At 41.5% G+C, this 12,261-nt stretch carries 10 protein-coding genes, 1 tRNA gene and 1 pseudogene; 6 read left to right on the forward strand and 6 right to left on the reverse strand.

Features of this window, described 5'->3' with window-relative positions; all coding sequences use genetic code 11:
• Positions 1 to 9: 9 nt before the first annotated feature.
• Positions 10 to 1,161, reverse strand: coding sequence for an acyltransferase (locus NW212_RS03045; protein ID WP_258337168.1), 1,152 nt, complete (start codon positions 1,159 to 1,161; stop codon positions 10 to 12).
• A 144-nt stretch (positions 1,162 to 1,305) separates the two neighbouring features.
• Complete coding sequence (locus NW212_RS03050; RefSeq protein ID WP_258337169.1) at positions 1,306 to 3,147, reverse strand: MutS family DNA mismatch repair protein; 1,842 nt, start codon at positions 3,145 to 3,147, stop codon at positions 1,306 to 1,308.
• Between the two features lie 198 nt (positions 3,148 to 3,345).
• On the opposite strand from NW212_RS03050, the gene NW212_RS03055 reads away from it, so the two are divergent.
• The 4 genes from NW212_RS03055 to NW212_RS03070 all read left to right on the forward strand — a co-directional run bounded on the left by NW212_RS03055 (position 3,346) and on the right by NW212_RS03070 (position 7,131).
• Positions 3,346 to 4,161, forward strand: a complete 816-nt coding sequence (locus NW212_RS03055; RefSeq protein ID WP_258337170.1) for an SDR family oxidoreductase — start codon at positions 3,346 to 3,348, stop codon at positions 4,159 to 4,161.
• Between the two features lie 585 nt (positions 4,162 to 4,746).
• Positions 4,747 to 5,664: a hypothetical protein gene (locus NW212_RS03060; RefSeq protein WP_258337171.1), complete on the forward strand. Its 918-nt coding sequence runs from the start codon at positions 4,747 to 4,749 to the stop codon at positions 5,662 to 5,664.
• 578 nt (positions 5,665 to 6,242) lie between these two features.
• Positions 6,243 to 6,797, forward strand: coding sequence for a zinc ribbon domain-containing protein (locus NW212_RS03065; RefSeq protein WP_258337172.1), 555 nt, complete (start codon positions 6,243 to 6,245; stop codon positions 6,795 to 6,797).
• 7 nt (positions 6,798 to 6,804) lie between these two features.
• Entirely contained in the window at positions 6,805 to 7,131 is a 327-nt protein-coding gene (locus tag NW212_RS03070; RefSeq protein WP_258337173.1) for a zinc-ribbon domain-containing protein, read from the forward strand.
• 155 nt (positions 7,132 to 7,286) lie between these two features.
• Here NW212_RS03070 and NW212_RS03075 read toward each other — a convergent pair whose 3' ends face one another.
• The gene (locus NW212_RS03075; protein ID WP_258337174.1) at positions 7,287 to 7,601 is read right to left on the reverse strand and encodes a helix-turn-helix domain-containing protein; all 315 of its coding nucleotides are present in this window, start codon (positions 7,599 to 7,601) and stop codon (positions 7,287 to 7,289) included.
• Positions 7,602 to 7,743: 142 nt separating this feature from the next.
• On the opposite strand from NW212_RS03075, the pseudogene NW212_RS03080 reads away from it, so the two are divergent.
• Together NW212_RS03080 and NW212_RS03085 are read left to right on the forward strand one after the other, a co-directional pair.
• Positions 7,744 to 8,366, forward strand: a pseudogene (locus NW212_RS03080) (recombinase family protein).
• Between the two features lie 360 nt (positions 8,367 to 8,726).
• Entirely contained in the window at positions 8,727 to 10,229 is a 1,503-nt protein-coding gene (locus NW212_RS03085; protein WP_258337175.1) for a recombinase family protein, read from the forward strand.
• Here the strand turns inward: NW212_RS03085 and NW212_RS03090 are convergent.
• The 3 genes from NW212_RS03090 to NW212_RS03100 all read right to left on the reverse strand — a co-directional run bounded on the left by NW212_RS03090 (position 10,221) and on the right by NW212_RS03100 (position 12,258).
• A tRNA-Leu gene (locus tag NW212_RS03090) sits at positions 10,221 to 10,302 on the reverse strand. The genes NW212_RS03085 and NW212_RS03090 overlap by 9 nt on opposite strands.
• A 71-nt stretch (positions 10,303 to 10,373) precedes the next feature.
• Positions 10,374 to 11,390 (reverse strand): S41 family peptidase, encoded by a 1,017-nt coding sequence (locus tag NW212_RS03095; RefSeq protein WP_258337176.1) that lies wholly within the window; start codon positions 11,388 to 11,390, stop codon positions 10,374 to 10,376.
• A 13-nt stretch (positions 11,391 to 11,403) separates the two neighbouring features.
• Positions 11,404 to 12,258, reverse strand: coding sequence for a DUF3316 domain-containing protein (locus NW212_RS03100; protein WP_258337177.1), 855 nt, complete (start codon positions 12,256 to 12,258; stop codon positions 11,404 to 11,406).
• Positions 12,259 to 12,261: the final 3 nt, after the last annotated feature.

Here is a 12,261-nt window from a genome sequence, read left to right on the forward strand (position 1 = left end):
TTATTCCGGTCAACGGTAAAACCGTTTCAGCCACTTCCTTACCGGCTCGTCATAAAACTTCAGACAGAGATATGCCAGAAGAATATTCCCGATGAACAGGCCCGCGGCAGCCGGCCATACCTGTCCGAAGGTCAGACCATTGTTCCACACCCACGCATAGAACAGATACATCGAAGGATAATGCACGATATAGATGGGATAAGAAATATCTCCCAGAAACTTGCATATCCTCGAACTGGTCCTGTCGGTAGTACATCCGGACGCTCCCAGCCAGACAAGTACGGGAAAGACAAGAACCACGCATACGGTGTCATAAACGCCGTTCATCCAAGGCGCACCGCTTCCTCCCACATGAGGCACGGAGAGCAAAAGGGCAACAATGAGGCTGCACAGCCAGAAAGCGCCACGGATATGAACCGGCCTGAACACACGCGACATCAGCAACCCCATAGGAAATGCAAAAAGCAGGCGCAGCATTCCGCCCGGCAGATTGGTTCCGGCAAGCGTCCAGCCCACCCCGAGATGGCCGTAACCCGAACCGTTTCCCACAGCATATCCGGCCAGACCCAGCGCAGAGGCACCGACTAGCACGGCCAGCCAGCGGACAGAAAGACGGCGGATAAAAAGCGCATACAAAATATTGCCTACATACTCAAAAAACAACGACCAGCTTGGCCCGTTCAAGGGATACATCTCTCCGTTGCCTCTAACCTCCGGACCCGTACCCGGCAAAACAGGCAAAAGCAGACAGCCCATCACCAGAGCCACACCGACCCATGGAAGAGATACAGCCGTATGGTCCCACTTCTCGCATCCCTGCATACAGAAAGCAACAGCGCCCAGCACCGCTCCCATCACCACCATGGGATGAAGGCGGATCAGACGGCGCTTGAAAAAGCTTTTCAATGTCATCTTGCCGCTCGGCCAGCGGTCATCGTAGGCATACCCGATAACAAAACCGGAGAGAATGAAAAAGAAGTCAACGGCCAGATAGCCGTGATTGAACCGCTGGTCGTAAGGGCTCGTGGCGAATCCCTCGAACACGTGATACCAGATAACCAGCAATGCCGCCACTCCGCGCAGCCCGTCAAGCAGTTCATAGTGCGGCTTGGTATCCGCAAAAGCAGCAGAAGACGCCTTTTCTACAACAGTGTCTTTCATAATAACATCACAATATAATAAATTAATAAAACTCGCCGGATCCCCGGATAAAGCATGTCTTCAGTTTGGAGATACACATCTTTAAGCTAGAAACAGCCATCTTTAGGCTGAAGATTTATATCTCCAGCCTAAAGATACAGTTTTTCACGAACAACCATACTTTTTTTGCCGGTCGTCCGCACTTTTTTCATCCGCTATGGTTATGCCCATCTTCTTCATCAGGAAGCAGGCGTTCATGTTCTGTGCCACCCCTTCACGCAACCTGTAGGAAAACGTGAGTTCATCATCCGTGATGTCAGCCTCAAAGCAATAGTTCCGTATATATCCGGGAAACTGGTCTTCCAGCTTTCCGAGAAGCAGGTCATGAGTAGCGATGATTCCGTTGGCGCGCAGACGCATGAACTGGCGGATCAGATCAAAAGACCCCTTCTGCTTGTCGGCCGAATTAGTTCCTTTCAGAATCTCGTCAAGAATGATGAAGAGTTCGTTCCCTTCGTCCAGCAGATCTATAATCCGCTTCAAACGCTTCAGTTCGGCAAAGAAATAAGATTCATTATCCGAAAGCGAATCGGAGGTGCGCAAGCTGGTGACCAACTGGCTGGGACAAAGAGTGAGCGACCTGCAACAGACAGGAGCGCCGATACATGCCAGCAAATAGTTCACGCCGATGGTGCGCAGATAGGTGCTCTTGCCGGCCATGTTCGCGCCGGTTATAATAAGGAAATAAGGGCGGGAAGGTATGGCCGCATCATTCTTCACGCATTGCTGCTCCGGCATCAGAGGATGTCCCATTTCCGAAGCAAGGAAACAGAAGGGAGTGTCGGTCAGGACGGGATAAACATAATGAGGGCGGTTGTAGGCAAACGTACCCAACGAACACAGCGCATCAAGCTCTCCCACCGCTTCCAGCCAGTCCATCACATACCTTCCGTAACGCTCTTTCCAGCGTTCGATGCGCACAATCTGCTGCAACTGGAAGAATATGCTTCCTTCAAGAAGGATATAAAGCAACTGGTTGTTGCGCAAGTCCAGGCGGTCGAGTTCATTCGAGAGCTGTAGCAGTGCGTCCACCGGCGACTTCCCGTCCATATCCAAACGCTCCATCAGGCGGTTCATGCCTTCCGATTTCCACTCTTCCTTCTTGGCAAGCGCAATCAGCCGGGCATATCCGTTGAGTGTTTTCAACTGCTTGCCGTAGTCTTCCTGAATCCGTGTGGCACGCTTGATGATGCCGAAGCTCACTATAACAAAACAGATGAATGACAGGCCGAACCATTGGACGGAAATCAGGCCGAACAAAGAAGTTATCAACAGGAGGCTGTTAATAAGTGGCACTCCCCAAATGCAGAGTTTCACCCAAAGGGCATTCACATATTGGCAGGGAGCCTGAATCCAACTCTGTATATTTTCCTCGTCATCCGGATTGCCCTGATGCACAAGTCCCGTTATCCGGAACTGCTCACGAAAGTCCGCACGGACGCTCAAGTCCTTGACAATCTCCTGCCTGCACTCAATCTCAGCCTTTGTCTTGAGATGCGCCTGCATCCAGTGTGCCAGACGTTTCTTTCCGAAACAGGTGCAAGTGCGGCAAACGGCCTGAAACAAAGAACGACGGCCGAAGAGGTCAAGGTCGAAAGAATAGAGATGCTCCGGATCAACAAATTCATCTCCCCTGTCAAAGCAACTGTAATCACCTTTCAGTCCGGCAAGTTCTTCCATATTGACACGCTTTTGAACTTCAAGCCAGGCCTTGCGGTAAAAAAGCCGGTTATGGATCTTTACCAGCACAAAGAAAGGAACAAACGTGCAGCATGCCCATAGCCATAAAATCCAACTGTCGGTCGGATACAGCCAGATGATTCCAACAATACCTGCAACAAACAATATCACACGCAGCATGCTCACCCGCATGATCCGTGCTTTCACTTTCCCCAATTCCAGCTCTGTGGACGAAATTCTCTGAGCGTAATGCTTTTCTGGCTCCATATCTGTTTTTTGTTTGCGGCAAAGGTAAAGAAAAAGGTTTAAAATACTGTTAAATGGCAGTGCATGTTTGCTTTTTTACCGATAAAATCGCTTCTTTGCAGCCAGTTAGATAGCGTGTACGACAACTCCGTGTTCGCACACAATAAAAATTAAGACAGAATTTCAAATCATTCAATTCAATAAACAAATCTAATCATTATGGCAAACGAACTGTTTAACGTAAAAGACAAAGTAGTAGTAGTGACCGGTGGAACCGGCGTGTTGTGCAAGAACATTTCAAAGTACCTTGCTGAACAAGGTGCCATAATCATCGCGCTCGGGCGCAAAGAAGAAGTGGGGAACGCACTGGTAAGCGACATCAAGAGCCAAGGCGGTGAAGCCATGTTTCTGAAAACGGACGTGATGAGCAGAGAAGCTCTGGAAGCCGACAGAAAAACAATTCTGGACAAATACGGACGCATCGACGTGCTTCTGAACGGTGCGGGAGGCAACATGGCCGGAGCAATCATCCCGCCCGACAAGACTTTCTTTGACCTTGACATCGACGCTTTCAGAAAAGTTGTCGACCTGAATCTCTTCGGAACGGTATTGCCTACAACTGTATTCGCTTCTGCAATGGTTGAACAGAAGAAAGGTGTAATCGTAAACTTCTGTTCCGAATCGGCTTTCCGGCCCTTGACCCGTGTCGTAGGCTACAGCGCGGCAAAAGCTGCAATCGCCAACTACACCAAATACATGGCAATCGAAATGGCTACGAAGTTCGGCGAAGGCATCCGTGTCAATGCCATTGCTCCGGGATTCTTTCTCACGGAACAAAACCGCTCCCTAATGACTAACCCTGACGGCACGCCGACCCCACGCATGCAGTCTGTTATCGCGCATACGCCTTACGGCCGTTTCGGAAAGCCGGAAGAACTGTACGGCACCATCCATTATCTTATCAGCGACGCTTCAAGCTTCGTAACGGGCGCTGTGGTGGTTGTTGACGGAGGATTTGACGCATTCAGCATCTAAATCAGACAGAATACTAAAAAGACACCAGGCTGGGGTTCTCTCATCGAGCTTCAATCACCCTCCAGCCTGGTGTCTTTCGTTTATGCCGTTTGGCCGGCACGATAGTCTGTGCGAATATATGAAAGATTATCGAACCTTCAAAGAAGATTTCTTCAAAATCATTGATTTTTGTCATTATTTGCATGATGAAGGATATGATTTAATGAAGTTTTGACACGGTTAGTAAAAGACCATTCTTTAATAATTGGCTTACAATGTACTTAAATGGAGTTTTGACGTGTGTATCCTCTATGAACATAGGTACTTTTTTAGTAGGTTGTGTATAAAATCTGTTTTTTATTTATTTTTCTTGCTGTTATCTGAAAAAATAATTTTCTACTATACCTACTTTTTCTACTTTACTTAATATTTATATATAAACACATTATAATATGAGGCTATATAGACAAATGAATGATAAGAGCAAATTACGTATTAGTAATAGATTAAAAGGGCGAAGTTTAACCGATAGTCATAAACAAGCCATTAGTAACAGTATGAAAGCTTATTGGAAGACCATACCCGATAAACCAGTCGATAAAAATAATGAGAGTAAAAATACTGAAAGTAATGAAGAGAGTATGTAAACGAAAAATTGTGATAGATGCCTTAACGGTATGTTTTGAAGTCATAGACTGCTATCATTATGATAGGATAAAAGAACTTGAATATGGTGAAACTTATGACCTTTATGAATTTCAATTAGTTCGAGTTGAAGGTCGATACTATGATAATGTCTATAACATTATATATAAAGATAAAGAGAACGAAATAGAGTTCGGCCAGTTAAAGTTTAATATCAGAAATGTAGGAGAACCAAACAACCTTCATAATAATGGTATGTTAAAAGTCTGGATAAGCCTAAATAATCACAGTTTATACACGAATGACCAATTTTATTTGGGCTATATTGCAACAAAATTAGGTTTAGAGCCAAACAACATAACGGTATTAGACCTTTGCAAAGATACTCCTTTCAATGTTAGTAAGGTATTACGGAATTTAATAAAGGATAAGACCGTAACAACCATTTTGAATGGGAAAAGGATAAAAGACCGTGATAGTGACCGTGCAGAAATAACTTACACAACGAGCGGCAGCCTCAACAAGACAGATAAATACATGACTATTAATGTCAAGCAGAAAAACGCAATCAAGGATAAGTCAAAAGGAATTACTATAGCGACTTATGACAAGATAGCAGAAATAAAAAATAGTTCGGGTAAAGATTACATTCTCAATTACTACGGTAATCCCCAAAAGTTATATCGTACTGAGGTTCACCTAAATAATCAAGAAATAAAGGACTACTTGGAAAACCGTGGTTTATTTTTCAATTATTATATGATTGACGAAGTAATGTTGGAAGACATGTTCTATTATCACTTAAATAGCGTTATTCGCTTTGAAAAGGGTAAAGACCGTATAACTTGGGAAAATTTATGTGGTAAGGTAGCTGCATAAACCTATTTAATTCTTTTTTTCATGGAGTTATAACAACCCACTCTGTCAACATTTATATATTATGTATAAGTTGTTATAAATTACGATATTAGTATCAAAATTAAAACGTATCAATATAATCTAATAAAAGACTATACTGATACGTTATTTTTGTGTCATTCTAATTTAAAAGATTACTTAGAATCAACTATATTTGAACTATTATTGAGAAATAGTGTAACTTTGTGATAAATAACAGCTCACAACAAACCGTAATTGCTAAATTCTTACTATCTTTGCTGTGCTACTATAAAAAATAATAGCAGACATATTTAGGGAAGCGTTTAGCTTTGTTCCATAATGATGAATCTCGACACCTCATCTGTAAAGTTGGAAGAGCAAAGACGGTTTTCCTTTGGTTTCGTATATATGTATTCATTACATATACAGCCAAAGGTGTGAGCTGTTTTCTTGTCTACTTTACGGGCAGTCGAGAGCCTATCATTAGGATGAGAGTTAACAGACTCACACTTTTCTTATATGCCGATTGTTCCATTTTTTATATTTACACTTTGGGTCTGAGTGAGAGTTATTTTATTATGGCTTTAATTCAATGTAATGAATGTGGACAGAGCGTTTCAGATAAGGCTGCTAATTGTCCGAATTGTGGTGCTCCTCTTTCCTCGACAGAAAACAAAGAAGCAATACTTAAACTTGTTTGGAAAGGGAAATATGCTGTGACAAAGACATCTATGGAGGTTGTTGTTAATGGGAAGTCTTTGGGATTATATTCTTATAATGATGGTTTTGAATTAGATATTCCTATTCAATCTTCTTTTATGGATATTGCATTACGTTGTAATGGCATGACATTTCATATAAAACTTCCAATTGAATCTCAGGAGAACTATACATGTAAATTATATTATTCTGCATTCTCTTACTTCTATTACGAGTTGTATAATAGTACTGGACATTTGATGAAAAAGGATAAGTTGGGTATTGGAATGTGGATTTTATGCTTTTTAATACCTTTAGTTGGCTTTATTTATTTCTTCGTGAAAAAGAATGAGTATCCGTCAAAAGCAAAAAGTGCATTACTGATAAGTATTGTTGGTTTTATTATAGCCATTTTGCAAATGTATATATTGTAATTAGGGAATGGCTTTAATCTATTGTAAAGATTGCGGACAACAAATTTCAGATAAAGCGACTAATTGCCCTCATTGTGGTGCTCCTATTGCTGATAATAAACAGCAGATAATAGGTAATTCAAATGGATTTGCAGTAAAACTTGGCTATGTGTTTTCTTTTTCTTCTTTTTTTATATTTCCATTAATTTTCGGATTGACGGGATTTATTTTAGGTGTTGTTAATGTAATAAAAAAGGAAGATTTACACGGGTGGGTGCAAATTGCTTTATCTATATTCTCGTTAGTAATAGAGTTTTCTGATGCTTTTTATTTTGACGAGTTGTATTGGTCCTGATGTGAGTAAAAATGAGTTTATTTATAGATTGGGATAATCTTAATTTGAAATAAAAGAGCTTTATCGTTGCTATAATTAGGAACTGATAAAGCTCTTTTATGCTTGTTATATAATCAGGTATTTAGATGGCTTTCGTAGATTTTATTTATATGTATTTAGAGGATTAGTTGATTCTGTGAGATGTTGTTAATCAGAATTGTTTCTAATTCTTTGATACTATAGAATTGATATATTTTCCCCTTTATCTTAATATAACCTTCCACCTTTTCATCATCTGCTTGTTCAAACAGACTTTTAATAGATACTCCTAAAGCGTTCGCTATTTTCTCAACTGTGTCAAGACGGGCGTTTCCGTACATCGCTCTATTAAGGCTTGCAGGGTCAATCCCCATACTTGCTGCAAGGTCCTTTAACTGCTTGCCTTGTTCCTTACATAGTCGTTTTATATTTTCAGCCAAGATTTTTTCCATATACTTTTTATGGCAAAGTTATAATATTTGTTTTAAATATCAAAGATATTTGTTTAAATTGAATTTTATATCAATTTGCGTTTGCAGGACAATTATATTATATGTATATTTGCAATATGATAAATTGATATTTAAAACAATTATGGTAAAGACGGTAATTTTCGCACGAGTATCAACAGGTCTTCAAGAATACGACAGACAAGTCAATGAATTAACAGCTTTGGCAAACACTAACGGCTGGAGTGTTGAGGCTGTATTTGCTGAAAAAATATCGGGGGCAAAATCCAATAAAGAAAGGACGGAACTTTTGAATATGGTAAACTATGTTGAAAATAACCATATAGATAAAGTGTTGGTTACAGAGCTGAGTCGCTTAGGTCGTGACACTTTACAAGTGCTGGAAGTAATTGAGATGCTGAATAAAAAAGAGATTAGTCTTTATATTCAGAATTATGCTATTGAAACCTTAACTAAAGAAGGTAAAGTTAATGCAATGAGTCAATTCCTTATTACCATTCTTGCTGAGGTAGCAAGAATGGAGCGTAAACAATTAGGGAAAGAGTTGCAAGTGGTTATCAAAATTTCCGTAATAATGGTGGGAAAGTAGGTCGAAAAACAGGGTATCGTAAATCAGATAAAGACATGAAGGAACAATACGGGAAAGAAATTCAATTACTTAAGAAAGGTTTATCACTTCGGAATGTAAGTGCAATCACACATACAAGTATCAATACTCTTAGAAAGTTACGAATTATTTGCGCATAATTTGGTTTTTAAAAATATTTTTGACACGTTTGCACAAAACGTAGTTCTTTGACTTTTTGATAAACAAGAATATTTTAATTGATGACCATCTTTTGAAAAAGTAAGTTTATTGTAAACAGAAAGGTAGCAATCTGGTATTTGGCACAAAGTGTTTTATTGTTATTGGATGGTCAACAAATACCAAAAATAAGTGCATGAGGCACATTGTAAATGTTTGATAAATCGTGAATTACAAATATTATGAGAAATATTTCAACGATTTAGAAATTTCAGAAAAAGAAGCTAATGTTTTACTCGACTATTTGTCGTCATTAGCCGAGATAGGTATTAAATTTGTTAACGAACATAAAATTGAGTGTTATGAAAAATTGTGTAATTTGGACGAGGGTATCAACCAAGCGTCAAGAGGATAACGGTGGGTCATTGGATGACCAAAGATGTAAATGTGAGGCTTTTGCCAAACAAAACGGATATAAGATAAAAGGATATTTTGGCGGAACACACGAGTCCGCCAAAACTCCTGGTCCTTTACTAAAAGAAATGTATCATGCAATTAAGAAGGACAAAACAATTACTCATATTATCGTATCTGTTGTGGACAGATTTAGCAGAAATGTAGGACAAGCCTCAACAATTATAGATGAACTACTGAAACAAAATGTAGTTATAGTTGAGGCTGCTACGGCTATAGATACTTCTACACGAGAGGGGATAATGATGATTAAGTTCAAGTTAACCTTAGCTGAATGGGATAATGGCAACCGTACCGATAAATTTATATCGGGTCGTAAACATTGCCTTGAAAGCGGTGTATATTGTGGGGCAGCCAAGCCACTGGGGTATGATAAACATGGTAAATCCTTGGGAACTACCTTTACAATCAACGATAAAGGGAAATTGATAGCAAAGGCTTTTAGGTGGAAATTACAAGGGCTTGCAAATCATCAGATAATAAGTAAACTTGCTGCTTACGGGTTGGAGATGAGTAAACAAAAGCTACATCACATTCTGACCAATCCATTTTATGCAGGTAAAATCCGTCATAAAATGTTGGAGGGTAAATTAGTAGATGGCAATCAACCTTGCATAGTGAGTTATGCTGATTTTTTGCGTGTTCAGGATATATTGAGCGGTAAAACGGGAGTGTATAAACATCAGAAGGAAACACCCCGTTTCCCTTTGAAACGACATGTATTGTGCAGTAAAGACCATACACCATTTACGGCGTACACTGTAAAGAGAAAGAATATTGACTACTACAAATGTAACTTGAACGGCTGTAAAACCAATGTATCGGCAAAGAAACTGCATAGTAAGTATGAGGAGCTTTTGCGTACCTACAAAATTCCAAAGGTCTTAAAACCTATCTTACACGATATTATATCAACAATGATACTTTCCGACAATGAAGAACAACGGAAGAATGAAAGCCTTTTAAAGAAGCAGAAGACCGAATATCAGAATAAGTTGAAAGCTTGTAAAGTTAGGTTTGGAACAGGAGATATTGATGAGGATGTATATCGGTTGACCAATGAAGAACTTCAAGGAAAGTTGGATAAGATAGAGTTGGAGTTGGCTCAGTGCCAGAAAGAGTTATCGAACCGCAAGGAAGAAGTGGACGAAGTGTTTTTAATGTGCTGTAAATTAGATTCTTTATGGAAAAATTCCTCTTTGGAAATAGAGCAGAAATTACAGAACCTGCTCTTTCCCAATGGAATTTTGTGGGATAAAGAAAAAGATGATTATCGAACCTTTAACGAAAACGAGGCACTTTCAATAATTGCGAGGTTATCAGATAGTTACAGAAAAGAAAAAGAGGATTTCCTTGACGGGAAATCCTCAAAAGTAAAATTGTGCGCCTGATAGGACTCGAACCTACACGTCTCACGACACCAGATCCTAAGTCTGGCGCGGCTACCAATTACGCCACAGGCGCGCACAACGATTGCTAAAAATCTTTTTCGGCTGCAAATATAACGTTTCTTTTTCTTTCAGCCAAATTTTATTTTAGTTCTTTAACACACCACAGGCCTCCTCAATCATTGTATCCTTGCCTTCCTGCATGTCTTCGCTCAACATGTCAACTCGAATATCGGGCTCAATGCCAAACTCCAGCTGGTTCATATCGGGATCAAACATCGGACTGGCGGAAAAACGGATTGACCATCCGTTGGGAAGTTCCGAACTGAACGGCAACCCTGAACCTCCGCCCGTCACATCGCCCATTACCGTAACATTGGGCAACTGCTTCATGGCATTCACAAAATCATTCGTTGCGCTATATGAACGGCGGTTGGTCAGCACGACACATTTTTTCTGCCACCGGATACCGTCCGAAGGCTCCAGATAGACTTCTTGCGGCTCTGAGAAGTCGTTATGGCCAGGGCCGGTCTTATGAGACATGTAGCCAACCAGCACCTTTTCGTTGGTAAAGCGCGCCGCCAGCTTTTGCGCTGTGGTCAGCGCACCTCCTCCATTATTCCGGACATCTACGATCAAGCCGTCGCATACACTCATCTTATACAGCATCTGATCGAGATTCCCGTCACCGATACCGTCAGAGAAACTCTCGCAATACACATAGCCTATATTGTTTTCCAATATCTGATAAGTAAGCCCTGAAGAGTTGATATAGTCTTTTTTCAAATAATTGCTCTGGATGCTGTCGCTGAAGTTTCGGGGATAGTTGTCGAACCATGCGCGATATTGTGATGTTCCTATCGAACTGCTCAGGTTGACATGTCCGTCGCGCAGCTCGTTGACCATTTCTGAAAGCACTTCAAACAAAGCCTCAGCCCCCATCGACGATGTGATGCGCTCGGCATAGCGCGTATGAACCTCGCTCCAGTCGAGTCCGTACTCCTGATTCTTGTATTCGAGGAAGCAATACTGCTCGTCGATTATCTTCCAGAGCGCTTCGAAATTGTCTTGAGGGGAGTTTCCGGAAAAATCCTCCCGGATGCAGGACGTGGATGCAAACAGCCATCCGCAACATATAAACAGCATCAGCAACAAACGTTTCATTTCTTTTTGTCAATTAAAAGGGAGTTACACGATTAGGCATACTGACCTTGCGTCTGCCCTTCAGCAGATAAAGATTCTTTACAAACCCGACCATAAAGTCATGCGAATAGACATGCGACTTCAAGTGGTTCACCTTCGCCTGCTGGATATTGCAGACATAACCCACCCTCATCACCACCTTCCGCACGGGAAAGTCAAGCGTAAGCATCTGCCTGAGTGAAGGGTTGTTGTGGAAAGACGTGAAAGCCACATGCCGCCCGTCGTGTCCCAAAGAAAACATTTCATAATAGGATTCGCCGAATTCCGGAGAAAACATTGCTCCCAAGACGGGCAGATCGGCCTGATAGCGCAGCACCATCGGATAGCGCGCGATGCGGAACTTATAAACAAGCATGCCCGAAGCGTCAATGCTTCCGTATGCTTTTGCCTGGGCCGGATTGTTAGAGTTCCGCACATTATAGATTCCTCCTACAGTAAGGTCAAGCATCGGCCCGAAAAGAATCTTCAGATCATCATTGATACGGAACTGGTAATGAAGCCCGCAAGTCCAGTTGAAAAAGCCTGAATACATCTCACCTGTCCCGGAACGATTTTTCGTATACGAGCCGCTGGCCTGCACCAGATTCTGCACCGACACGTTTCCGTCCATAAGCCGTGTCATCCGCATGCTCTCGTGGAGAATGCGCACTTCCGGTCCCTTGTATTCTACCGGAGAAAGATATGTTTCAAACACATTCGACTTCCCCGCTCCTATCATCGTCGAACGCATCACATAGCGAGTGGCGCGCAGGCTGTCTTCCTGAGCCGAGGCCCGCAGCACACACAGCATGCAAGCCAATATCGCGGATAACAATACGATTCGTTTCATTTG

This window comes from Bacteroides sp. ET225 (assembly GCF_024733745.1).
Lineage (GTDB): Bacteria > Bacteroidota > Bacteroidia > Bacteroidales > Bacteroidaceae > Phocaeicola > Phocaeicola excrementipullorum.

What these genes read in the sequence shown, in the direction of transcription:
- NW212_RS03045 (WP_258337168.1), bottom strand. Translation starts at nt 1,161, where the DNA reads ATGAAAGACACTGTTGTAGAAAAGGCGTCTTCTGCTGCTTTTGCGGAT.
- NW212_RS03050 (WP_258337169.1), bottom strand. Translation starts at nt 3,147, where the DNA reads ATGGAGCCAGAAAAGCATTACGCTCAGAGAATTTCGTCCACAGAGCTG.
- NW212_RS03055 (WP_258337170.1), top strand. Translation starts at nt 3,346, where the DNA reads ATGGCAAACGAACTGTTTAACGTAAAAGACAAAGTAGTAGTAGTGACC.
- NW212_RS03060 (WP_258337171.1), top strand. Translation starts at nt 4,747, where the DNA reads ATGAGAGTAAAAATACTGAAAGTAATGAAGAGAGTATGTAAACGAAAA.
- NW212_RS03065 (WP_258337172.1), top strand. Translation starts at nt 6,243, where the DNA reads ATGGCTTTAATTCAATGTAATGAATGTGGACAGAGCGTTTCAGATAAG.
- NW212_RS03070 (WP_258337173.1), top strand. Translation starts at nt 6,805, where the DNA reads ATGGCTTTAATCTATTGTAAAGATTGCGGACAACAAATTTCAGATAAA.
- NW212_RS03075 (WP_258337174.1), bottom strand. Translation starts at nt 7,601, where the DNA reads ATGGAAAAAATCTTGGCTGAAAATATAAAACGACTATGTAAGGAACAA.
- NW212_RS03085 (WP_258337175.1), top strand. Translation starts at nt 8,727, where the DNA reads ATGAAAAATTGTGTAATTTGGACGAGGGTATCAACCAAGCGTCAAGAG.
- NW212_RS03095 (WP_258337176.1), bottom strand. Translation starts at nt 11,390, where the DNA reads ATGAAACGTTTGTTGCTGATGCTGTTTATATGTTGCGGATGGCTGTTT.
- NW212_RS03100 (WP_258337177.1), bottom strand. Translation starts at nt 12,258, where the DNA reads ATGAAACGAATCGTATTGTTATCCGCGATATTGGCTTGCATGCTGTGT.